At 60.1% G+C, this 24,108-nt stretch carries 19 protein-coding genes; 9 read left to right on the top strand and 10 right to left on the bottom strand.

What is annotated here, in order from left to right; genetic code table 11:
- Positions 1-232 precede the first annotated feature (232 nt).
- From purL to KFS80_RS03635, 3 genes are all read left to right on the top strand, one after another.
- The gene (gene purL / locus KFS80_RS03645; protein ID WP_212544000.1) at positions 233-4,129 is read left to right on the top strand and encodes a phosphoribosylformylglycinamidine synthase; all 3,897 of its coding nucleotides are present in this window, start codon (positions 233-235) and stop codon (positions 4,127-4,129) included.
- Positions 4,130-4,134: 5 nt separating this feature from the next.
- Positions 4,135-4,446 (top strand): YqfO family protein, encoded by a 312-nt coding sequence (locus tag KFS80_RS03640; RefSeq protein WP_159813860.1) that lies wholly within the window; start codon positions 4,135-4,137, stop codon positions 4,444-4,446.
- Between the two features lie 1,104 nt (positions 4,447-5,550).
- A complete protein-coding gene (locus tag KFS80_RS03635; protein WP_053117409.1) occupies positions 5,551-5,913 on the top strand; it encodes a DUF6124 family protein in 363 nt (120 codons plus the stop codon).
- A 248-nt stretch (positions 5,914-6,161) separates the two neighbouring features.
- On the opposite strand, the gene nagE is transcribed toward KFS80_RS03635, so the two are convergent.
- The 7 genes from nagE to KFS80_RS03600 all read right to left on the bottom strand — a co-directional run bounded on the left by nagE (position 6,162) and on the right by KFS80_RS03600 (position 14,962).
- Positions 6,162-7,874, bottom strand: a complete 1,713-nt coding sequence (nagE, locus tag KFS80_RS03630; protein ID WP_212543999.1) for an N-acetylglucosamine-specific PTS transporter subunit IIBC — start codon at positions 7,872-7,874, stop codon at positions 6,162-6,164.
- A 23-nt stretch (positions 7,875-7,897) separates the two neighbouring features.
- Complete coding sequence (gene ptsP / locus KFS80_RS03625; protein WP_212543998.1) at positions 7,898-10,411, bottom strand: phosphoenolpyruvate--protein phosphotransferase; 2,514 nt, start codon at positions 10,409-10,411, stop codon at positions 7,898-7,900.
- A 259-nt stretch (positions 10,412-10,670) separates the two neighbouring features.
- Positions 10,671-11,693, bottom strand: coding sequence for an SIS domain-containing protein (locus KFS80_RS03620; RefSeq protein ID WP_212543997.1), 1,023 nt, complete (start codon positions 11,691-11,693; stop codon positions 10,671-10,673).
- Positions 11,674-12,780: an N-acetylglucosamine-6-phosphate deacetylase gene (nagA, locus tag KFS80_RS03615; protein WP_212543996.1), complete on the bottom strand. Its 1,107-nt coding sequence runs from the start codon at positions 12,778-12,780 to the stop codon at positions 11,674-11,676. Before nagA ends, KFS80_RS03620 begins: the two co-directional genes overlap by 20 nt.
- A gap of 24 nt (positions 12,781-12,804) precedes the next feature.
- Positions 12,805-13,536 carry a GntR family transcriptional regulator gene (locus tag KFS80_RS03610; protein WP_212543995.1) on the bottom strand — a complete coding sequence of 244 codons (732 nt, stop codon included), beginning with the start codon at positions 13,534-13,536 and terminating at the stop codon, positions 12,805-12,807.
- A 281-nt stretch (positions 13,537-13,817) separates the two neighbouring features.
- Positions 13,818-14,333 carry a L,D-transpeptidase family protein gene (locus KFS80_RS03605; RefSeq protein ID WP_008081650.1) on the bottom strand — a complete coding sequence of 172 codons (516 nt, stop codon included), beginning with the start codon at positions 14,331-14,333 and terminating at the stop codon, positions 13,818-13,820.
- Positions 14,334-14,407: 74 nt separating this feature from the next.
- Complete coding sequence (locus KFS80_RS03600) at positions 14,408-14,962, bottom strand: NUDIX hydrolase (RefSeq protein WP_008081648.1); 555 nt, start codon at positions 14,960-14,962, stop codon at positions 14,408-14,410.
- A 147-nt stretch (positions 14,963-15,109) separates the two neighbouring features.
- Here KFS80_RS03600 and KFS80_RS03595 point away from each other — a divergent pair, with 147 nt between their 5' ends.
- The 5 genes from KFS80_RS03595 (at position 15,110) to purT (ending at position 18,470) form a co-directional block, all read left to right on the top strand.
- Complete coding sequence (locus KFS80_RS03595) at positions 15,110-15,709, top strand: CoA pyrophosphatase (RefSeq protein ID WP_053117428.1); 600 nt, start codon at positions 15,110-15,112, stop codon at positions 15,707-15,709.
- Between the two features lie 45 nt (positions 15,710-15,754).
- Positions 15,755-16,279, top strand: a complete 525-nt coding sequence (locus KFS80_RS03590) for a gamma carbonic anhydrase family protein (protein WP_007954617.1) — start codon at positions 15,755-15,757, stop codon at positions 16,277-16,279.
- The gene (locus tag KFS80_RS03585; RefSeq protein WP_212543994.1) at positions 16,276-16,488 is read left to right on the top strand and encodes a DUF1289 domain-containing protein; all 213 of its coding nucleotides are present in this window, start codon (positions 16,276-16,278) and stop codon (positions 16,486-16,488) included. The genes KFS80_RS03590 and KFS80_RS03585 overlap by 4 nt, the downstream gene beginning before the upstream one ends.
- Before the next feature lie 232 nt (positions 16,489-16,720).
- Positions 16,721-17,188, top strand: coding sequence for a VUT family protein (locus KFS80_RS03580; RefSeq protein WP_053117431.1), 468 nt, complete (start codon positions 16,721-16,723; stop codon positions 17,186-17,188).
- 100 nt (positions 17,189-17,288) lie between these two features.
- Positions 17,289-18,470, top strand: coding sequence for a formate-dependent phosphoribosylglycinamide formyltransferase (purT, locus tag KFS80_RS03575; RefSeq protein ID WP_007908992.1), 1,182 nt, complete (start codon positions 17,289-17,291; stop codon positions 18,468-18,470).
- A 104-nt stretch (positions 18,471-18,574) separates the two neighbouring features.
- Here purT and KFS80_RS03570 read toward each other — a convergent pair whose 3' ends face one another.
- The 3 genes from KFS80_RS03570 to KFS80_RS03560 form a co-directional block, all read right to left on the bottom strand.
- Positions 18,575-19,891: an MFS transporter gene (locus KFS80_RS03570; protein WP_053117433.1), complete on the bottom strand. Its 1,317-nt coding sequence runs from the start codon at positions 19,889-19,891 to the stop codon at positions 18,575-18,577.
- A 392-nt stretch (positions 19,892-20,283) separates the two neighbouring features.
- Positions 20,284-21,525, bottom strand: coding sequence for a transporter associated domain-containing protein (locus tag KFS80_RS03565; RefSeq protein ID WP_212543993.1), 1,242 nt, complete (start codon positions 21,523-21,525; stop codon positions 20,284-20,286).
- 12 nt (positions 21,526-21,537) lie between these two features.
- A complete protein-coding gene (locus KFS80_RS03560; RefSeq protein ID WP_212543992.1) occupies positions 21,538-22,350 on the bottom strand; it encodes a cytochrome C assembly family protein in 813 nt (270 codons plus the stop codon).
- 210 nt (positions 22,351-22,560) lie between these two features.
- Here KFS80_RS03560 and ffh point away from each other — a divergent pair, with 210 nt between their 5' ends.
- Positions 22,561-23,937 (top strand): signal recognition particle protein, encoded by a 1,377-nt coding sequence (ffh, locus tag KFS80_RS03555; protein ID WP_053117442.1) that lies wholly within the window; start codon positions 22,561-22,563, stop codon positions 23,935-23,937.
- Positions 23,938-24,108 lie beyond the last annotated feature (171 nt).

Below are 24,108 nucleotides of genomic sequence, written 5' to 3'. Positions count from 1 at the left end.
ACTCTGCTGGTCATCACAAAACCGCACGAAACCCAGCAGGAACGGGGCTTCGCGGGTTTTTGTTACAGTAAAAATAAGCAGCTCTCAAACTGCCGATTTACCTGACTCCGGAGTCGGAAACACAGATTGATACCCGAGTGCAACCGTGCGTAGCGTTTCGGGTGATGTTGAGGGCGGTTTAGGCTAGAATGCACGGCCTCAAAGCACACCCCTTCCCGAGGCTGTCCCGAAGATGTTGATCCTGCGCGGCGCTCCTGCCCTTTCTGCCTTTCGCCACAGCAAACTCCTTGAGCAACTGAGCCAGAAGGTTCCAGCTGTCAGTGGCCTGTATGCTGAATTCGCTCACTTCGCCGAAGTCACCGGCGTCCTGACCGGCGACGAACAGCAGGTGCTAGCGCGCCTTCTGAAGTACGGCCCAAGCGTTCCGGTACAAGAGCCGACCGGTCGTCTGTTTCTGGTGTTGCCGCGTTTCGGCACCATCTCGCCATGGTCGAGCAAGGCCAGCGACATTGCCCGCAATTGCGGCCTGAGCAAGATCCAGCGTCTGGAGCGCGGTATCGCCTTCTACGTTGCCGGTCAGTTCAGCGACGCCGAAGCCCAGCAGATTGCCGACGTGTTGCACGACCGCATGACGCAGATCGTGCTGGCCAACCTTGAACAGGCCGCCGGTCTGTTCAGCCACGCCGAACCGAAGCCGCTGACCGCGATCGACATCCTCGGTGGCGGTCGTGCCGCGCTGGAAAAGGCCAACACCGAGCTGGGCCTGGCCCTGGCTGAAGACGAAATCGACTATCTGGTCGACGCATTCAACGGCTTGAAGCGCAACCCGCATGACATCGAACTGATGATGTTCGCCCAGGCGAACTCCGAGCACTGCCGTCACAAGATCTTCAACGCCAGTTGGGATATTGATGGTGAGAACCAGGAAAAAAGCCTGTTCGGCATGATCAAGAACACCTACGTGATGCACAGCGAAGGCGTTCTGTCGGCTTATAAGGACAACGCCTCGGTGATCGTCGGCAACGTCGCCGGCCGTTTCTTCCCGAACCCTGAGACCCGCCAGTACGGCGCGGTGCAGGAGCCGGTGCACATCCTGATGAAGGTCGAAACCCACAACCACCCGACCGCGATTGCTCCGTTCCCGGGTGCATCGACCGGTTCCGGCGGCGAAATCCGTGACGAAGGTGCAACCGGCCGTGGCGCCAAGCCAAAGGCTGGCCTGACCGGTTTCACCGTTTCCAACCTGCAGATCCCGGGCTTCGAACAGCCGTGGGAAGTACCGTACGGCAAGCCTGAGCGCATCGTTACCGCTCTGGACATCATGATCGAAGGCCCGCTCGGCGGCGCCGCGTTCAACAACGAATTCGGTCGTCCGGCCCTGACTGGCTACTTCCGTACCTTCGAACAGTCGATAACCACCCCGCACGGTGACGAAGTTCGTGGTTACCACAAGCCGATCATGTTGGCCGGCGGCATGGGCAACATCCGCGAAGAGCACGTCAAGAAAGGCGAGATCGTCGTTGGCTCCAAGCTGATCGTGCTCGGCGGCCCGGCGATGTTGATCGGTCTGGGTGGCGGCGCGGCTTCTTCGATGGCCACCGGCACCAGCTCGGCGGATCTCGACTTCGCTTCCGTGCAGCGTGAAAACCCTGAAATGGAGCGTCGCTGCCAGGAAGTCATCGACCGTTGCTGGCAGCTGGGTGACAAGAACCCGATCAGCTTCATCCACGACGTCGGCGCGGGCGGTCTGTCCAACGCCTTCCCGGAACTGGTCAACGACGGTGAGCGCGGTGGCCGTTTCGAACTGCGCAACATTCCCAACGACGAGCCGGGCATGGCCCCGCACGAAATCTGGTCCAACGAATCCCAGGAACGTTACGTTCTGGCCGTCGGCCCTGAAGACTTCGCGCGCTTTCAGGCGATCTGCGAACGCGAGCGCTGCCCGTTTGCCGTTGTCGGCGAGGCGACTGCCGAGCCGCAACTGACCGTGACCGACAGCCACTTCGGCAATAACCCGGTGGACATGCCACTGGAAGTGTTGCTGGGCAAGGCCCCGCGCATGCACCGCTCGGTGGTTCGCGAAGCTGAAATGGGCGATGACTTCGATCCGTCGAACCTCGACATCAGCGAGTCCATCGAACGCGTTCTGCATCATCCGGCCGTGGCGAGCAAAAGCTTCCTGATTACCATCGGCGACCGCACCATCACCGGCCTCGTGGCCCGTGACCAAATGGTCGGCCCGTGGCAGGTTCCGGTGGCCGACGTTGCCGTCACCGCCACCAGCTTCGACGTTTACACCGGTGAAGCGATGGCAATGGGCGAGCGCACTCCGCTGGCTCTGCTGGACGCCCCGGCGTCGGGCCGCATGGCCATCGGCGAAACCCTGACCAACATTGCCGCGTCGCGCATCAACAAGATCTCCGACATCAAACTGTCGGCGAACTGGATGTCCGCTGCCGGCCACCCGGGCGAAGACGCGCGTCTGTACGACACCGTGAAAGCGGTCGGTATGGAACTGTGCCCTGAGCTGGGCATCACCATTCCGGTGGGCAAGGACTCGATGTCCATGGCCACCCGTTGGAGCGATAACGGCGAAGAAAAAACCGTGACCTCGCCGATGTCGCTGATCGTGACCGGTTTCGCGCCAGTGGCTGACATCCGTCAGACTCTGACCCCGGAACTGCGCATGGACAAGGGCACCACCGACCTGATCCTGATCGACCTCGGTCGCGGTCAGAACCGTATGGGTGCTTCGATCCTTGCTCAGACACACGGCAAGCTCGGCAAACACGCGCCGGACGTCGATGACGCCGAAGACCTGAAAGCCTTCTTCGCGGTGATCCAGGGCCTCAACGCCGACGGTCACTTGCTGGCGTACCACGACCGTTCCGACGGTGGTCTGCTGACCTCCGTGGTGGAAATGGCCTTCGCCGGCCACTGCGGTCTGAGCCTGAACCTCGACGGTCTGGCAGAAACCACCGCCGACATCGCCGCCATCCTGTTCAACGAAGAACTGGGTGCAGTGATTCAGGTTCGTCAGGACGCCACGCCAGACATCCTCGCGCAATTCAGCGCGGCCGGTCTGGGCGACTGCGTGTCGGTGATCGGTCAGCCGATCAACAATGGCCAGATCAACATCACCTTCAACGGTGACACCGTGTTCGAAGGCCAGCGTCGTCTGCTGCAACGTACCTGGGCTGAAACCAGCTACCAGATCCAGCGTCTGCGCGACAACGCCGACTGCGCCGAACAAGAGTTCGACGTGCTGCTGGAAGAAGACAACCCGGGCCTGAGCGTCAAGCTCAGCTACGACGTCAACCAGGACATCGCCGCGCCTTACATCAAGAAAGGCATTCGCCCACAGGTTGCCGTGCTGCGTGAGCAGGGCGTCAACGGTCAGGTGGAAATGGCCGCAGCGTTCGACCGCGCCGGTTTCAACGCGATCGACGTGCACATGAGCGACATTCTCGCCGGCCGTGTCGACCTGAACGAGTTCAAAGGTCTGGTGGCGTGCGGTGGTTTCTCCTACGGCGACGTGCTCGGCGCCGGTGAAGGCTGGGCCAAGTCGGCACTGTTCAACAGCCGTGCCCGCGATGCGTTCCAGGGTTTCTTCGAGCGTAACGACAGCTTCACCCTTGGCGTGTGCAACGGTTGCCAGATGATGTCCAACCTGCACGAGCTGATCCCGGGCAGCGAGTTCTGGCCGCACTTCGTGCGTAACCGCTCCGAGCAGTTCGAAGCGCGTGTGGCGATGGTGCAGATTCAGGAATCGAACTCGATCTTCCTGCAGGGCATGGCCGGTTCGCGTATGCCGATCGCCATCGCTCACGGTGAAGGTCACGCTGAATTCTCCAGCGAAGAAGCACTGCTGGAAGCCGATCTGTCGGGTTGCGTGGCGATGCGTTTCGTCGACAACCATGGCAAGGTCACCGAGAAGTATCCGGCTAACCCGAACGGTTCGCCGCGCGGGATTACCGGTCTCACCAGCCGTGATGGCCGTGTGACGATCATGATGCCGCACCCGGAGCGTGTGTTCCGTGCCGTGCAGAACTCGTGGCGTTCGGAAGACTGGAACGAGGACGCACCTTGGATGCGTATGTTCCGTAATGCACGCGTTTGGGTTAACTGATCGTCGTGTATAAGCTGGCGTTTTTTGTTCCTGACAGTCATGTCGAGGTGGTCAAAGGGGCTGTGTTCGCTGCGGGTGGTGGGCGGATCGGTGACTATGACCACTGTGCCTGGCAGGTGCTTGGTCTGGGCCAGTTTCGACCGTTGGACGGGAGTCAGCCGTTTATTGGCGAGGCGGGGCAGGTTGAGCGGGTTGAGGAATGGAAGGTTGAGCTTGTGGTGGTGGATGAGTTGATTGTTGCTGTTGTGGCTGCTTTGAAGCTTAGTCATCCCTACGAGACACCGGCTTATGAGGTGTGGCGGCTGGAAGATTTCTGATCTTCCTTGCTGCTGAAACAGGAAACCCGCAGATGAGTGACTGTCTGCGGGTTTTTTGTTGCCCCCGATTTTTTACGCGATGGGGTTCCAATGTGGGAGCGGGCTTGCTCGCGAAGGCGTCGGCTCAGGCAATGATGTTCTGACTGACTGAGTACATATCCATTGCTGTGGTCACGGCTTCTTAGGGTTCCGCCCTTACGGCGGGTCACCTTTTCCAAACGCCGAAAAGGTAACCCAAAAGGCTTGCCCCAACGTTCGGCCCACTCGCTAAGGCTCGGGGTTCCTTCGCTCCGGGATCCATCCGGGCGCATCGCCTCCGGTTTGCTTCGCTGCACCTCCTCTCGATGCATTTGGCTGCGCCAAACGGTCGCTGCGCTCCCACCCCCGGATAAATCCCTCCACTCAGCCTGCCGACGGGGCCTGTGTATCAAGATCAAGAGCAGGCGAGCTGACACTCGGCCTATTGAGTGGTGAGGAGCACTGCGCGATCGGCTTTGGTTTTGAAGTGGATTCGCCCCTCACCCCAGCCCTCTCCCGGGGGAGAGGGAGCCGATTTGTGGGCTTTTCAGGATCTGAATTCGACTCGGTATTTCACGTCAGCGTAGATCCACCAAACACCTCGGTCAGTCCCCTCTCCCTCTGGGGGAGGCGGGAGTGAGGGGCTTTTGATCTGTTTCAGGATCTGAATTCGACTCGGTATTTCACGTCGGCGTACATTTACCAAACACCCCGGTCAGTCCCCTCTCCCTCTGGGAGAGGGCTAGGGTGAGGGTTTGCTTTGGTCTGTTTAGATATGTGTAGAAATAGCAGAACCTTCCCACAAGGTTTTCAGGTTGTCCGTCGGACGCGCGCTCTCTAGTCTTTGCCTGTCGCTGCCAATTCAGCGACCGGGAGGTGAGATACCCGATTTGGATCCCCAGACAAGTGCCCCCATAATTGCGGCCAGCTAACGCTGTCAGCAATTCCTTATGGCGGCTATGTGCGGGCGGACTTCGGTCCGGCCGGTTTTGGGGTTCTATCGGTGATCTCACTCCGTACATGGCTGCCACCTCTTCTTCGAGTGAGATCGGGAGCAAGTGGCTGCAAACTTAAAGGACTTGTTCGATGGACAAACTGATCCCCGATCCACCCCCCGAAACCACCACCCCACTCGAAGCCGCCATCCGCGCCGAAGACTTGGCAAAAAACCGCGAAGCCATCAAACGCGCCCTCGATTTCTACCTCAGCCCCGAACCCGCCAAACCCCGACAACCGAGCACCATGTTCCTCGTCCACCCCAGCGTCGACACCGAAAGCCTGCTCGCCCACGCCTGTGAATCGTTGGCCTCAGCAAACGCCATGGCCAGCAACTTCGCAACCGAACTCGGCGGCTTGCAACGCAGCACGGCACTGGCCATCCAGCAAATCATCATGCTCGCCGAGCTCGCAGTAAACCGCGCACTGGATCGAGTCGATCCACAAACCTGACGACCGCGTCATCGTTCATCGCCAGCAGGCTGGCTCCCACAAGGTCGTGCACAATTTTGAGAACAGTGAAGAACCTGTGGGAGCCTGGCTTGCCAGCGATGACGGCCTGATTCTTCGGATAGATAGCTTCCCTGTAGGAGCTGTCGAGTGAAACGAGGCTGCGATCTTTTGCTCTTGCTTATGATTGTAAAAAAGCAAAATCAAAAGATCGCAGCCTGCGGCAGCTCCTACAGGGGTGATGTGTAGGGTCAGACCTTGGCGCTGACCTCACTTCGGTTGACCAGGCTTTCAAGCGCCCCGCTCAAACTCGCCGCCTTATCCCCCACCAGCAAATGCCAGACCCCGCCATCCAACTGGCTGACACCGTGACAACCCAGATCCTTCAACTGCGCCTCGGACAACGCCTTGCCATCCGCCAATTGCAGGCGAATCCGTGTCATCGCAATGCAATCCAGTTGCAGCACATTGTCGCCACCGCCCAACGCGTTCAGCCATTGCTGCGCCTCGGAACCGGCAACGGCTACAACTTTCGGCTCATCAACAACAGCGGTTTCAACCAAAACAGCACGCCCCAACGCCGGCATCGCCAGACGAATCTCATCCGCAATGCTGTCCGCCATCGGCCCGACCACCACCTGCAAACTCCCACCTTTACCCGGTCGCACAACCGCCATCGCACCCAGCGCTTTCAGATCAGCATCCGAAGCCTTGTTGCGATCAACCATCTCCAGCCGCAACCGCGTGGTGCAGGCGCCAACCGTCAGCAGATTTTCAGCGCCGCCCAACGCCTTGATGTATGCACTGGCGCGCTCGTTTTCAGTCAGTACGGCTTTTTCGCTAACAGTCACATCCTCACGCCCCGGCGTTTTCAGATTGAAACGACGAATGCAGAAATCAAAAACGAAGTAGTAGATCACCGCGTAAGCCAACCCGACCGGGAACACTAGCCACCCGTTAGTGGACTTGCCCCAGCCGAGAATCATGTCGATAAAGCCTCCGGAGAAGGTGAAGCCCAAGTGGATGTTCAAGGCATTGGTAATCGCCATCGACAACCCGGTCAGCAGCGCATGCAGCAGATACAGCAACGGCGCCAAAAACATAAAGGCGAATTCAATCGGCTCAGTCACCCCGGTCAAAAACGAGGTCAGCGCCATCGACAGGAAAATCCCGCCCATGACTTTGCGGCGTTCCGGCAGCGCATTGCGGTACATCGCCAGACACGCCGCCGGCAGGCCGAAGATCATCATCGGGAACATGCCGGTCATGAACTGGCCGCCCTTCGGATCGCCAGCGAAGTAGCGCGACAGGTCGCCGGTTACCAGCGCACCGGTAGTCGGGTCGGTGAAGTTGCCGAACACGAACCACGCCATGTTGTTGAGGATGTGGTGCAGGCCGGTGACGATCAGCAGGCGGTTGAACACACCGAACACGAACGCGCCGATGCTGCCGCTTTCCATCATCAAGGCGCCGAAGGCGTTGATGCCGTGCTGGATCGGCGGCCAGATGTAGCCGAACACCACGCCCAGACCGACCGCTGCGAACCCGGTGACAATCGGCACAAACCGTCGCCCACCGAAGAACGCCAGATACTCCGGCAGCTTGATGTCCTTGAAGCGGTTGTACAGCGCGCCGGCCATCAGGCCGCTGACGATGCCGGCGAGCATGCCCATGTTGATGCTCGCATCGAGCACCTTCAGCGTGGAGATCATCACCAGGTAACCGATCACCCCGGCGAGGCCGGCGGTGCCGTTGTTGTCCTTGGCGAAACCGACGGCGATGCCGATGGCGAAGATCATTGCCAGGTTGGCGAAGATCACTTGGCCGGCATCGTGGATGATCGCGATGTTCAGCAGGTCAGTGTCACCCAGACGCAGGAGCAGGCCGGCAATCGGCAGGATCGCGATCGGCAGCATCAGCGCGCGGCCGAGGCGTTGCAGGCCTTCAATAAAGAGTTGGTACATGGCGTTTGTCCTTGTTGTTTTTGTTAGCGCAGTGGCCAATGTTGATGACAGGCGTGGCGCACGGCGGCGGCGCTGCTCAACTTGAGCAGGTCGCGACTGAGGCGCTGGCACTCGGCTTCGTGCACCTGGCGCACGCGATCCTTGATTTCACCGATCTGCACCGGGCTGACCGACAATTCGGTAACGCCCAGACCGATCAACACTGGCGTGGCCAGCGGATCGGAGGCGAGGGCGCCGCAGACGCCGACCCAACGCTTGTGCACCGCCGCACCCTCGCAGGTCATGGCGATCAGGCGCAGCAGCGCCGGGTGCAGGGCGTCGACGCGGGCGGCCAGACCGGCGTGATCGCGATCCATGGCCAGGGTGTATTGCGACAAATCGTTGGTGCCGATCGAGAGGAAGTCGGCGTGTTCAGCGAGTTGTTCGGCTTGTAGCGCGGCGGCGGGGACTTCGATCATCACGCCGATTTCTGGACGCTGAGCGATGTTCATCTCCAGGCACAACGCATCGACGCGTTGGCGGATGTGTAGCAGTTCGTCGACTTCGGTAACCATCGGCAACAGGATTCGGCAGCGACGCAGCGGGCTGACTTGCAGCAGCGCGCGCAGTTGCTGATCGAGGATTTCCGGGCGGGCCTGAGCCAGACGAATGCCGCGCAGACCGAGCACCGGGTTGGCTTCGATCGGCAGCGGCAGGTAGTCGAGTTGCTTGTCGCCGCCGACGTCGATGGTGCGGATGATCACCGACTTGTCGCCCATCGCATCGATCACGGCTTGGTAGGCGCTGCGTTGCTCTTCCACGTCCGGAGCAGTCTGCCGGTCGACGAACAAAAACTCGGTGCGCAGCAGTCCGACACCATCGGCGCCGTTGGCAAAGGCATCTGCCGCTTCAGCGCTGGAGGCGACGTTGGCGACGACTTCGATGTGCACGCCATTTCGCGTTTCTGCTGGCAAGTGAGCTTTGGCCTGCTGCGCGTCGCGACGTTGCTGGCGATCAATTTGCGCCTGTTGAACTTCAGCCAAGCGCTCAGCGTTTGGCGTCAGTTCCAGACGACCGCCATCGGCATCGAGCACCACCGATTGACCTTGCGGCTGATCAAGCAATGCCGAACCCAGCGCCACCATGCATGGCAAACCTTTGCCGCGAGCGAGAATCGCCACGTGCGATGTCGCGCCACCCTCGGCCATGCACAACCCGGCGACACCTTGGGCGCTGAGTTGCAGCAGATCCGAAGGCGTCAGTTCATGCGCAGCGACGATGGCACCGGCTGGCACATCGTAATTCCACGCCTCACCGAGCAACGCACGCAGTACGCGTTGTTTCAGGTCGCGAAGATCGTTGGCGCGCTCAGCCAGCAGCGCGCTGCCGGTGTGCTGCAGGACTTCGCACTGCACATCGATCGACTGGCTCCAGGCGTGAGTCGCCGCAGTGCCTTGTTCGATGGATTGCTGTGCCGCGTCGAGCAGCGCCGGGTCTTCCAGCAGTGCCAAATGCGCGGCGAAGATTGCTTCTTCATCGGCATTCTTGTGCTTCTTCGCTTGGGTAAGGGTGCCGTCGATTTCGCTGCGCACCTGAATCAGTGCAGCTTCAAGCACTTGCTGTTGTTGCAGCGGATCGTGATTGCCCGCGTCCACCGGCAAGCTGATCGCGTTCAAGCGAAACAGCGGCCCACCGACGAAACCTGGCGCGGCGCAAACTCCGTGCAGCACACCGGCTTCGGCCGGGCGCTTAAGAGGGGCAACACTGACCGGTGCCGCCGCGTGATGATCATCCGGCAATGCCGTGGCCAACGCCGTGAGCAGCGCTTGCAACGCCGCCTCAGCATCCGGCCCCTGACAGCTGACCTGCACTTCATCCTGTTCGCCAACCGCCAATCCCATCAAACCGATCAGGCTGTTGCACGGCGCCGATTTACCGGCGAAGTGCAGTTGCGACTGGCTTTTGAAACCTTGCGCGGTCTGCCGAATCAGCGCTGCCGGGCGCGCATGCAAACCGCCGCGATGCGCCACCAACACATGACCCTGAACTTCAGGCCCACCGACGACTTCGGCGCTCGCTGCCGAACCGTTACGCGCAACGATGTGGAGTAACGGTTCGCCGACTTTCACTGCTTTGAGGGTGATCGGGCGTACTTGGAAATCCTGACTGTTGGTAAGGATCAACAGGCTGACGAGGCTTTTGCATTGCTGGCCGACCTTGTCGAGGTCGTAGCGCAACAACGGCTGACCCTTGGTTACGCGAACACCTTCCTTGACCAGCATCGAGAAACCCTCGCCGTTCAACTCCACGGTGTCGAGGCCCAGATGCAGGAGGATTTCCGCGCCGTTGTCGGCACGTACGGTGAGTGCGTGGCCGGTGCGCGCGACGTGGATGATTACCCCGGCGCACGGCGAGTACAGCGTGTCGTTGATCGGGTCGATGGCGATGCCGTCACCCATCGCGCCGCTGGCGAACACCGCGTCCGGGACTTTGGCGAGCGTGAGCACCGGGCCGCTGAGCGGGGCGCTGAGGGTCAGCTCTTTATTGTTGTTGTGCATGGCTCGGTCTCATCAGTAATTTCGCTGGCCCTTGTAGGAGCTGCCGAAGGCTGCGATCTTTTGATCTTGTTTTCTGTGAATCAAAATCAAAAGATCGCAGCCTTCGGCAGCTCCTACAGGGGTTGTGCATCAGTCGGCGGTTTTGCGTCCGCCGATTGGGTTGTGCACCCATCAGCGGTTTTCGCGTCCGCCGACAGGGGTGTGCATCAATCAGCGGTTTTCGCGTCCGCCGATAGGGTTATGCATCGATCAACGGGTGTCAGTGCGTGCGGGTTACTTTGCTTAGGTGGCGCGGCTGATCCGGATCCATGCCACGGGCCACGGCCAAACCTGCGGCCATCACGTAGAAGCTCTGGATTGCCAGAATCGGATCGAGCGCTGGGTGCTCGGCGCGGGTCAGCGTCAGGTCGCGTTCGCTCACGTCATCCGGCGCGGCCAGCAACACACGAGCGCCGCGTTGACGCATTTCTGCCGCCAGACTCAGCAAGCCAGCCTGTTCAGCGCCGCGTGGTGCGAAAACCAGCAGCGGATAATGTTCGTCGATCAACGCCATCGGGCCGTGACGGACTTCGGCGCTGCTGAACGCTTCGGCCTGAATCGCCGAGGTTTCCTTGAATTTCAGCGCCGCTTCCTGAGCGATGGCGAAACCGGCACCACGGCCAATCACCATCAAACGCTCGCAATCGCGCAACGCTTCGATGGCCACGCTCCAGTCCTGTTTTGCCGCTTCGCGCAGTCCTTCAGGCAGGGCGTTACCGGCTTCGAGCAATTCGCTGTCCTCTTTCCAGTGCGCGATCAACCGGGCGCTGGCGCTGAGGGTGGCGATAAAACTCTTGGTCGCGGCGACGCTGCTTTCAGTCCCGGCGAGCAGCGGCACGCTGAACTCACACGCAGCTTCCAGTGGCGAATCGACGGCGTTGACCATCGACACGCTCAGCGCGCCACGCTTGCGCAACAGACGCAGGCTGTTGACCAGATCCGGGCTCTGCCCCGATTGTGAAAAGGCGAACGCGACCTGACCGCTGACCTTCAACGGCGCCTGCTGCATGGTCACCACTGACATCGGCAACGACGCTACAGGCACGCCCAATTGCTGCATGGTCAGGTAGGCGAAGTAGCTCGCCGCGTGGTCGGAGCTGCCGCGCGCAACGGTCATCGCCACTTGCGGTGGCTGACGGCGCAGGCGCCCGGCGATCTCGATCATTTGCGGGTCGAGTTGTTGCAGTTGGGCTTGCACGGCCTCGAACGAGGACAGCGCCTCCTCAAGCATTTTTGAAGTCAATGTCTTCTCCTTCGACCATGACGGCGGTCAGTGTGAGTGATCGATCGAGCCGCACGCAGTCGGCCCAGGCACCTGGTGCAAGGCGCCCGCGTTCGGTGATGCCGAGGTAGTCGGCGGGGAATTGCGAAAGACGTTGCGAGGCTTCGGCGATCGGTAAACCGATCTTCACTAGGTTGCGCAGGGCCTGATCCATGGTCAGCGTGCTGCCGGCCAAGGTGCCATCGGGCAGGCGCACGCCGCCCAGGCATTTGGTCACGGTGTGGCTGCCGAGCTTGTATTCACCGTCGGGCATGCCGGCGGCGGCGGTCGAATCGGTGACGCAATACAGGCACGGGATTGAGCGCAGGGCCACGCGAATCGCGCCGGGATGCACGTGCAGCAAATCCGGAATCAGCTCGGCGAATTTGGCGTGGGCGAGTGCCGCGCCTACGATGCCCGGCTCGCGGTGATGCAACGGGCTCATGGCGTTGTAGAGGTGGGTGAAACTGGTTGCGCCAGCCTCCATTGCAGCAACGCCTTCCTCGTAACTGCCGAGGGTGTGGCCGATCTGCATGCGCACGCCACGGCTGCTCAGTTCGCGGATCAACGCGTCGTGGCCGGCGATTTCCGGGGCGATGGTGATCACGCGGATCGGCGCCAGTGCCAGATATTCTTCGACTTCGGCCATCAACGCGGTGTGGGCGAAGTTCGGTTGCGCACCGAGTTTGCCGGGGTTGATATATGGGCCTTCGAGGTGAACGCCGAGCACTCGTGCGGCACCTTTCGGACGCTGTTCGCAGAACTCTCCGACTTCCTTCAACACGCTGGAGATCTCGGCACTCGGCGCAGTCATGGTGGTGGCCAGCAGCGAGGTGGTGCCGAAACGCACGTGGGTTTTGGTGATAGTCTCGAAGGCGCTGGCGCCTTCCATGATGTCTTTGCCGCCGCCGCCATGCACGTGCAGGTCGATGAAGCCCGGCAGCAGATACGGCAGGTCATTGCTCGCCGGATCGCAAGGCACGCCTTCGATCGACACGACTTTGCCGTGTTCGTGGATCAGCCGGCCGCGAATCCAGCCGCTGGCGGTGAGGATGTTGTCTTCGGACATTTTGGTTCTCGCTTGTGGCTGCGCTTATCGACGCAGCTCTGCAACAAAGTCGTAGTAGTCGTTGCGGCAATAGGTGTCGGTGACTTCGATCGGTGTGTTGTCTTCGAGGTAGCCGACCCGGGTCATCAGCAGCATCGCGGTGCCGGGGGCGATGCCGACCAGCGCGGCGAATTCGTCCGAGGCGTTGATCGCCTGAATGTGCTGCAAGGCGCGGACGATCGGTTTGCCAATGCCGTCGAGGTATTCGTAGAGGGAATCGCCGACCTGCTGCGGCTTGGGCATGATCGAGGCGGGCAGGGTGCTCATCTCGATGGCCATCACCGTGTCATCGGCTTTGCGCAGACGTTTCATGCGCGCGACCTTGTCGTTCGGCGACAGGCTGAGGCGGATCAATTCTTCGTGGGTCGGCAGGGTGATTTCGCGCTCCAGCCATTTCGAACTGGGTACGAAACCTTTCAAGCGCAGCATCTCGCTGAAACCGGACAGGCGCGACAGCGGTTGTTCCAGACGCGGGGTGATAAAGGTGCCGGAACCTTGCAGGCGACGGATCAGGCCTTGATCGAGGAGGACTTCCAGGGCCTTGCGTGCGGTAACCCGAGAGATACCGAGCATTTCACTGAGATTGCGCTCGGACGGCATCGCTTGCTCGGACTTCCACTGCCCGGCATGGATCGCCGCTTCCAGATTGCGCGCCAGTTGCAGGTACAGCGGCGTCGCTTGTTGGTCGTCAGGGCGCAAGGCCTGGAGGTCGTTCATGTCGGTGTCCGGTGCGGGTATTGGAGTGGTTGTCGCCCGTGAATGCAGCGAAAATTAATACCACTTGAATACCATGTCAACGTGGTGACAGGGCCGGAAACCCTTATGGATCGAGGCTTTGGAGTAGGGTGGTTCTAAGTGGTATTAGAGGTGGGGGTGTTAACGCAAAAGATCGCAGCCTGCGGCAGCTCCTACAGTGGGAAGTGGTATCACCTCTGTAGGCGCTGCCGCAGGCTGCGATCTTTTGATTTATTTTTTTGCGAGTGACCAGCGGTCAGTCGTTAAGGGCGGATTTCAACCATCGTGCCATCCGGCACCAGGCTCCACACTTCGCGCATATCCACATTGCGCATGGCGACGCAGCCGTCCGTCCAGTCCAGTGTGTGGAACAGGTCTTCCGGGGTTTCTTCGGAATCCGGCGTGCCGTGGATCATGATCATGCCGCCAGGCTCGACGCCTTCACGACGGGCGCGGGCCGAGTCGCTGATGTTCGGGTAGGAAATGTGCATCGACAGGTTGAATTTGTCGCTGGTCTTGCGCCAGTCGATCCAATAAAAGCCTTCCGGCGTGCGCTTGTCGCCTTCAATCAGTTTCGGACCTTTTTTCGCGCCCTTGCCCAATGAGATGCGATAGGTCTTCAGCGGTTTGCCGTCGGCGATCAACTGCAGTTGATGCGCCGATTTAAGCACCAGGACTTTTTCGATAAGCGGGGTATTCGCCGGCGTCACGGTGGTCACGAAGGACGCTTGGGAGACGCTAACGAACGACAGGCAGAACAGGGCAAGCAACCAGCGCATTGAAACGATTCCCCAAGGAGTGACGCAGATAAGTGTTGTGTAGGAGCTGCCGCAGGCTGCGATCTTTTGATCTTCTAACCGACAATCACCGGCTGCACCAACGGCGGAATCGATTCCGAACGAACCGGATACACCTCAACCCGCCGATCAGCGAAGAAGCATTCTAAGGTACGCCCCACCGTCCTGAAAGCCAGCTCGTCCCATGGAATGTCGGCTTCGTCGAATAGTTGCACTTCGAGGCTCTCGGGGCCGGCGGCAAAGTCCAGATCAACCAGCTCTGCGCGGAAGAACACATGCACCTGACTGATGTGTGGCACGTCGATCAGCGTATAGATGCTCAGGTTACGCACACGGGCGCAGGCTTCTTCGGCGGTTTCGCGGATAGCGGCCTGTTCGATGGTCTCACCGTTTTCCATAAAGCCGGCCGGTAGCGTCCAATAACCGAGGCGCGGCTCGATGGCACGGCGGCACAAGAGCACTTTCGTGCCCCAGGTCGGCACGCAACCGGCAACGATATTGGGGTTTTGGTAGTGAATGGTCTGACAGCTGTCACAGACAAATCGCAGCCGCGAATCGCCTTCGGGAATGCGCTGGGTGACCGGGTTACCGCAGTGGCTGCAAAATTTCATGCTGGGCTTCCTGAATGCTGCGCCTATCTTGGCGTGCAGCGGTGTCGGTCGGCAAGTTGTCGTTTCGCGACATGGCGAGATTCGGGGGCTTGGGCGGCTGCAATGATTGGTGCATGATGCAGGGTAAGGCACCGATCGAGAACACTCATGCTGGACGAGCTACTGCATAGGGTAAGCAACCACACACCGCGCACGCTGGAGACTGACAAACGTTTCCCCGAGGCCGCCGTTCTGGTGCCGATCACCCGCAGTGACCAACCGGAACTGGTCCTGACCCTGCGCGCCAGCGGGCTCTCGACCCATGGCGGCGAAGTGGCTTTCCCCGGTGGACGCCGCGATCCCGAAGACCCGGATCTGATCTTCACCGCCCTGCGCGAAGCAGAGGAAGAGATCGGCCTGCCGCCGGGACTGGTCGAAGTCATCGGCCCGCTCAGCCCGCTGATTTCCCTGCACGGCATCAAGGTCACGCCTTATGTCGGCGTAATTCCCGATTTCGTCGAGTATCAGCCCAATGATGCCGAGATCGCTGCGGTGTTCAGCGTGCCGCTGGAATTCTTCCGCAAAGACCCCCGCGAACACACCCATCGCATCGACTATCAAGGTCGCAGTTGGTACGTGCCGAGCTATCGCTACGGCGATTTCAAGATCTGGGGCCTGACCGCGATCATGATCGTCGAGTTGATCAATCTGCTCTATGACGCCAAGATCAGTCTGCATACTCCGCCTAAAAGCTTTATTAACACCTAAGCCATCGTTCGAATGGCCATCACCGTGAGCCCTGAGGAAAACAAGATGAAATACCGCCTGGGCGACGCCCGTGTCGAGACCCACCCGCAGAGCTGGGTCGCCCCCAATGCCGTGCTGGTAGGCAAGGTCAAACTGGAAGAGGGCGCCAACGTCTGGTTCAACGCTGTGCTGCGTGGCGACAACGAACTGATCCTGATCGGCAAGAACAGTAACGTGCAGGACGGCACCGTGATGCACACCGACATGGGCTATCCGCTGACCATCGGCACCGGCGTGACCATTGGCCACAACGCCATGCTGCATGGCTGCACCGTTGGCGATTACAGCCTGATCGGTATCAACGCGGTGATTCTCAACGGCGCGAAGATCGGCAAGAACTGCATCATTGGCGCCAACTCGCTGATTGGTGAAGGCAAGGAAATTCCGGATGGTTCGCTGGTGATGGGCTCGCCGGGCAAGGTTGTGCGTGAGCTGACCGAGCCGCAGAAGAAGATGCTTGAGGCCAGCGCCGCGCACTATGTGCATAACTCCCAGCGTTATGCGCGTGATCTGGTTGAGCAGGAAGAATGAACACGCCAGAAAGACCGGTTGCCTCGCCATGCGTGAATATTTGTGCGCTGGATGAGGATGATATCTGCACTGGCTGCCAGCGCACGGTTGAGGAAATCACCCGCTGGGGCCGCATGAGCAATGACGAGCGCCGGGTGGTGCTGGGGTTGTGTCATGAGCGGGCGAAGGCGAGTGGGTTGGTGTGGATGATCCCGTCGTCGAAGTCGTGATCGGCATGAGTATGCCCTCACCCTAGCCCTCTCCCAGAGGGAGAGGGGACTGACCGGGTTGTTTGGACGAGTCACGCCGACCTGAAAATACCGCGTCGAACTCAGGTCTTGAACATCATGAAGATCGGCTCCCTTTCCCCCTCGCCCCCCTTGGGGGAGAGGGTTGGGGTGAGGGGGTGGCTCTTGATCTACCGCTCCAGTAATCTGTGCGCCAATCTGCCAGGTCGCCCCCATGATTTTCCTCATCGCCTACATCAGCAGCGTCGTGCTGATCAACTTCGCCTTCTCCACCGCGCCGCACCTGGACATCATCTGGTCGGCCTGGGGCGGTCTGGTGTTCGTGCTGCGCGACATGGTGCAAATCCGTTTCGGTCACGGTGCGATCGCGGCGATGCTGGCGGCGCTGGTGCTGTCTTACGTCACCTCCGACCCTTCCATCGCGCTGGCCAGCGCCACGGCGTTCGCGGTCTCCGAAATCATCGACTGGCTGGTGTTCAGCATCACCAAACGTCCGTTGCGCGACCGCTTGTGGATCAGCTCGGCGCTGAGCATTCCCCTCGATACCTTCATCTTTTTCGGCATGATCGACGCCATGACGCCACCGGTGATCATCACCGCACTGCTGTCGAAATTCGCCGGTGTGACCGTCGTCTGGCTGATCATGGCCTGGCGCGATCGCAAACAGGCCGTCGCCAGCTGAAGCCAAACCCTCGGGTTCATGTAAAATGCTGCGCTTTCTCCCCATGGAAAGCGCGTCTGGCGTCGCTTTCCTCGATGATCCGCTGCTTTGAGGACCTGAGATGACCCGTATCGGAACTCCGTTGTCGCCAACCGCGACCCGCGTATTGCTGTGTGGCTGTGGTGAGTTGGGCAAGGAAGTGGTGATCGAGCTGCAACGCCTGGGCGTTGAAGTGATCGCCGTTGACCGCTACGCCAACGCGCCGGCCATGCAAGTCGCCCATCGCAGCCACGTGATCAACATGCTCGACGGCGCCGCCCTGCGCGCGGTGATCGAAGCCGAGAAGCCGCACTTCATCGTGCCGGAAATCGAAGCCATCGCCACCGCCACCCTGGTCGAACTGGAAGCTGAAGGCTTCACCGTGATCCCGACCGCGCGCGCTGCGCAACTGACCATGAACCGCGAAGGTATCCGTCGTCTGGCCGCTGAAGAGCTGGATCTGCCGACCTCGCCGTACCATTTTGCCGACACCTTCGAGGACTACAGCAAAGCCGTTGAAGACCTCGGTTTCCCTTGCGTGGTCAAACCAGTGATGAGCTCGTCGGGCAAAGGCCAGAGCCTGCTGCGCAGCACCGATGACGTGCAGAAAGCCTGGGATTACGCGCAGGAGGGCGGTCGCGCCGGCAAAGGTCGGGTGATCATTGAAGGCTTTATCGATTTCGACTACGAAATCACCCTGCTGACCGTGCGCCACATCGGCGGCACCACGTTCTGTGCGCCAGTTGGCCACCGTCAGGAGAAGGGCGACTACCAGGAATCGTGGCAGCCACAAGCCATGAGCCCGATTGCCCTGGCTGAGTCCGAGCGTGTTGCCAAAGCTGTGACTGAGGCGCTGGGTGGCCGTGGTCTGTTCGGCGTTGAGCTGTTCATCAAAGGTGATCAGGTATGGTTCAGTGAAGTCTCGCCACGCCCGCACGACACCGGTCTGGTCACGTTGATTTCCCAGGATCTGTCGCAGTTCGCGTTGCACGCTCGCGCGATTCTGGGCCTGCCGGTGCCGTTGATCCGTCAGTTCGGGCCTTCGGCTTCGGCGGTGATTCTGGTGGAAGGGCAGTCGACCCAGACAGCGTTCGCCAATCTGGGTGCGGCGTTGAGCGAGCCGGACACGGCGTTGCGTCTGTTCGGCAAGCCAGAAGTGAATGGCCAGCGCCGTATGGGCGTGGCGCTGGCGCGGGATGAGTCGATCGAGGCTGCGCGTGCCAAGGCGACCCGTGCTGCTCAGGCTGTTGTCGTAGAACTCTAAACCGGGTCGCGGCATTCGCGAGCAAGCCCGCTCCCACATTGGTTTTGTGTATGCCACAGACCTAAAGTGGGAGCGGGCTTGCTCGCGAAGCTTTTGATCTTCTGTCAGGCGACCCGATTCAGATCGTTATCCCGCGTTTCTTTCAGACACAGCACCGCAATCAAACTCAGCACCGCCGCCCCCGACACATACCCGCCGACATAACTCAAACCACCCATCGCCACCAGTTTCTGCGCAAAGAACGGCGCCGCCGAGGCCCCGACAATCCCGCCCAGGTTATACGCCGCCGAAGCACCGGTATAACGCACGTGGGTCGGGAACAACTCCGGCAACAGTGCGCCCATCGGTGCAAACGTCACGCCCATCAAAAACAGCTCGATGCACAGAAACAGCGCCACGCCCCAGGTCGAGCCTTGCGTCAGCAATGGTTCCATCAAGAACCCGGACAGAATCGCCAGCACGCCACCGATGATCAGCACCGGTTTGCGCCCATAACGATCGCTGGCCCAAGCCGACAATGGCGTCGCAGCCGCCATGAACAGTACGGCAAAGCACAGCAATCCCAAGAATGTCTCGCGGCTATAACCCAACGTGGAAACCCCGTAGCTCAGGGAAAACACCGTCGAGATATAGAACAGCGCATAGCAAACCACCATCGCCGCCGCGCCCAACAAGGTCGGTGCCCAATACTGGCTGAACAGTTCAACCAGCGGCACTTTCACTCGTTCCTGACGCGCGATGGCATTGGCGAAGACCGGCGTTTCGTGGAGTTTCAGGCGCACATACAGGCCCACCATCACCAACACTGCGCTGAGCAGGAACGGAATGCGCCAGCCCCAACTGCGGAACTGCTCGTCATCGAGAGTCATGGCCAGGGTCAAGAACAAGCCATTGGCCGCAAGAAAACCAATCGAAGGGCCGAGTTGCGGAAACATACCGAACCACGCGCGTTTACCTTTCGGCGCGTTTTCCGTGGCGAGCAACGCAGCACCGCCCCATTCACCGCCCAATCCCAGGCCCTGACCAAAGCGCAGCACACACAACAGAATCGGCGCCCACGCGCCAATCGTGGCGTAACCCGGCAGCACGCCGATCAGCGTCGTACACACGCCCATCAATAGCAGAGATGCGACCAGCGTCGATTTACGCCCGATACGGTCACCGAAATGGCCGAACAGCGCCGAGCCCAGCGGTCGGGCCAGAAAAGCGATGCCAAAAGTAAGAAACGCCGAAAGCATCTGCGCCGTGCCGGACGTCTGCGGAAAGAACACCGGCCCAATCACCAGCGCAGCCGCCGTGGCGTAAACATAGAAGTCGTAGAACTCGATCGCGGTGCCGATAAAACTCGCCGTCGCCACGCGGGTGGCGGAGTTGGTCGGTTGGGCAGGCGCGGTGTCGCTGAAAGCGGTACTGGTCGTCATGCGGTGATCCCTGACAGTCATGAGCTCCGTTGGAGCGAATTATTATGGTCGAACACCCAGGGATGTGGGATGAGGCGCGGTCGCTGTTTCAGGTAGGAACAGTCGCCGGAGTACAGAGGAAATGGCCGAAACCGGTCTGGTGCGGGGTAAGCACGCGGTTTGGCAACGCTTGGGTAAGCGGATTTGATTATAGGAAGGGGGCTAACAATTGAACAAGAGCAAAAGATCGCAGCCTTCGGCAGCTACTACAGTTGGAACAGTTGGAACAGTTGGAACATTTGGAACAGTTGGAACATTTGGGACAGTTGGAACATTTGGGACAGTTGGAACATTTGGAAATTTGGAACGCATTCCAATGTAGGAGATGCCGAAGGCTGCGATCTTTTGATCTTCTATCGGGCCGGCACCAAAGCAGGCACAGACGAGGTATGCCAGATCAACACCTTGCTCACCCGGTTCTCCTCAGTCTCAAGAATCTCCAGACGATAACGCCCGATCTTCAAACAAACCGAACTCTCGGGAATCGTCTCCAACGCCTCAGTCACCAACCCGTTCAGCGTTTTCGGCCCATCACTCGGCAAATGCCAGCCCAGGCACTTGTTCAATTCGCGAATCGAAGCGGTGCCATCAATCACCATCCGCCCGTCAGCCTGCGGATGAATGTGCGGGTTCTCCAGGCTGTGTTCGCTCTCGAACTCGCCGACGATCTCTTCAAGAATATCTTCCAGCGTCACAATGCCGAGCACTTCGCCGTACTCATCGACGACCATGCCCAGCCGCCGCTGCTGTTTATGGAAATTCAGCAACTGCAATTGCAGAGGCGTACTTTCCGGGACGAAATACGGCTCGTAACTCGCCGCCAACAACGCCTCTAGCGTCAGATCGCCGTTGTTCAGCAGATGCCTGATCTGACGGGTATTGAGCACCGCTTCAACCTGATTGATGTCGCTGTGGAACATCGGCAGGCGCGTGCGCTTGTTCTGGCGCAGTTGCTCGATGATCGCTTCGATCGAATCGTCGAGGTTGATGCCGTCGACGTCACTGCGCGGCACCAGAATGTCGTTGACGGTGATGTTGTCCAGCGCATGAATTCCCGAAACCGGGTGTGCGTGAACAGGATGCTCGGGGTCATCACGACGATCGCCGGGCGCGTCGTCGTCGCTCTGCTGCACCACTTGCGGCTTGCGCGCGAACGGGCGGATCAGCAAAACGCTGACACGGCTGAACAGCCAGGCCAGTGGGTAAACAATCTTCAGCGGAACCGCCAACAACGAATTGCCGAAGGCCAGCACGGCATCCGGATAACGCTGGGCGAGGGTGCGTGGGAAATAATCAGCGAACACCAGCAACACCGCACCGGCACCCAGGCACGCTGCCCACGGGCCGTTTTCCTCGCAGAGGAAAATCGCCAGCAACGTCGCGATGATCACCGCGAGTGCTCGGCACAAAGTGTTGCAGAGGATCAGGCTGTCGAGCGGGAAGCTCAGCTTCGCCAGCGGTTTATCGCTGGCGCGCGAGGCGGTGCGTTGCGCGAGCAGATGCTGCTGCGCGATTTCGACGGCGGTAAACAGCCCTGACCATAAAATCAGCAGGACAAATACCGCGAGCATCGGCCCTATGGGCAAACCGTCCATTTATGCCGCCCGTCAGATGTGCAGGATGTATTCACGAACCAGTTTGCTGCCGAAATACGCCAACATCAGCAGGCAGAAACCGGCGAGAGTCCAGCGAATCGCCTTATGACCGCGCCAGCCGAGACGGTTGCGGCCCCACAGCAGCACGCTGAACACGATCCAGGCCAGACACGCCAGCAAGGTTTTGTGTACCAGATGCTGGGCAAACAGGTTCTCGACGAACAGCCAGCCGGAGATCAGCGACAGCGACAACAGCGTCCAGCCGGCCCAGAGGAAACCGAACAACAGGCTTTCCATGGTTTGCAGCGGCGGGAAGTTCTTGATCAGTCCGGACGGGTGTTTGTGCTTGAGCTGGTGATCTTGCACCAGCACCAGCAAGGCCTGGAACACCGCGATGGTGAACATGCCGTAGGCCAGCAGCGACAATAGAATGTGCGCGAGGATGCCCGGTTCTTCGTCGATGATCTGCACAGTGCCGGTCGGCGCGAACTGCGCCAGCAACACAGTGACCGCGCCGAGCGGGAACAGCAGCACCAGCAGGTTCTCCACCGGAATCCGTGAGCAGGCGATCAAGGTCAGGGCGATCACCGCCGCCGAGATCAGGCTGGAGGCGCTGAAAAAGTCCAGGCCCAGGCCAATCGGCGTCAGCAAATGCGTGAACAGGCTGGCGAACTGGGCCACCACGGCGAACACGCCGAGCGTAACCAGCAGGCGCTTGTTCGCCTTGGCACCGGCGGCCAGACGCGTGCCTTGATAGAGAGTCGCAGCGGCGTATAGAAGGGCGGCGGCGAGGGTGGTCAGCAAACTGGGTGACAAGGGGAGCATAAATCCTGTTAGGCAAGCCCGAAAGGGGCTGAGTTTGGCATAGAACCGCCATGGCACGAAAGACTCAGGAAGCTGACGGCGAGGTGTCCGCCAGCCGCAGTCTTCGCTATAATCCGCGACCTGCCCACGCCGCAGGCTCGCCGAGCACATGTTGATTCCGGTCTGGGCCGCCATTATCCCGGTCTACACAGGGCCTGAAAGGATCGCGCAATGTTTGAAAACTTAACCGACCGTCTCTCGCAGACGCTGCGCCATGTCACCGGCAAGGCCAAGCTGACCGAAGACAATATCAAAGACACCCTGCGTGAAGTGCGCATGGCGTTGCTCGAAGCCGACGTCGCCCTGCCGGTGGTCAAGGACTTCGTCAATTCGGTCAAGGAGCGCGCTGTCGGCACCGAGGTGTCGCGCAGCCTGACGCCGGGCCAGGCGTTCGTGAAGATCGTCCAGGCCGAACTCGAAAGCCTGATGGGCGCGGCCAACGAAGACTTGAACCTGAGCGCCGTGCCGCCCGCCGTCATTCTGATGGCCGGTTTGCAGGGTGCCGGTAAAACCACCACCGCCGGCAAACTGGCGCGCTTCCTGAAAGAGCGCAAGAAGAAGTCGGTCATGGTCGTGTCGGCGGACGTTTATCGTCCTGCGGCGATCAAACAGCTGGAAATGCTCGCCGGTGAAGTGGGTGTGACCTTCTTCCCGTCCGACCTGAGCCAGAAGCCGGTCGACATCGCGCAAGCTGCTATTAAAGAAGCAAAACTGAAATTCATCGACGTGGTGATCGTCGATACCGCCGGTCGTCTGCACATCGACGAAGAGATGATGGGCGAGATCAAGGCGCTGCACGCCGCGATCAACCCGGTCGAAACCCTGTTCGTGGTTGACGCCATGACCGGTCAGGATGCGGCCAACACGGCCAAGGCCTTCGGTGATGCGCTGCCACTGACCGGTGTGATCCTGACCAAGGTCGACGGTGACGCCCGTGGCGGTGCTGCGCTGTCGGTTCGCGCCATCACCGGCAAGCCGATCAAGTTCATCGGTATGGGCGAGAAGAGCGAAGCGCTCGATCCATTCCACCCTGAGCGTATCGCCTCGCGCATTCTCGGCATGGGCGACGTGCTCAGCCTGATCGAACAGGCCGAAGCGACCCTCGATAAAGACAAGGCCGACAAACTGGCCAAGAAGCTGAAGAAGGGCAAGGGCTTCGACCTCGAAGACTTCCGCGATCAGCTGCAACAGATGAAAAACATGGGCGGCCTCGGCGGCCTCATGGACAAACTGCCGAGCATCGGCGGCGTCAACCTGTCGCAAATGGGCAATGCCCAGAATGCTGCAGAGAAACAATTCAAACAGATGGAAGCCATCATCAACTCCATGACCCCGGCCGAGCGCCGCGACCCTGAGCTGATCAGCGGTTCGCGCAAACGCCGTATCGCCATGGGTTCCGGTACTCAGGTGCAGGACATCGGTCGCTTGATCAAGCAGCACAAGCAGATGCAAAAGATGATGAAGAAATTCACCGCGAAAGGCGGAATGGCGAAAATGATGCGCGGCATGGGCGGAATGTTGCCCGGCGGCGGCATGCCGAAAATGTAAAGAATCCGCGCCGGTCGTCGCACCGGCGCAGACCCTGCAAGGACGCAGGATCAACAGCAAACCCGCACACGGCGGGAGCTGACCGGCCGTTTTTATCGACGGCTCTATATGCAGATCTGCACGGCATGCCATAGGCGCCGGAAAAAGTCATTTGCAAAAGTCCGGATATTC

The organism is Pseudomonas rustica, assembly GCF_018336155.1.
Taxonomy (GTDB): Bacteria; Pseudomonadota; Gammaproteobacteria; order Pseudomonadales; family Pseudomonadaceae; genus Aquipseudomonas; species Aquipseudomonas rustica.
The sequence above is the reverse complement of the archived record's forward strand: the minus strand, read 5'-3'. Positions and strand labels throughout refer to the sequence as shown.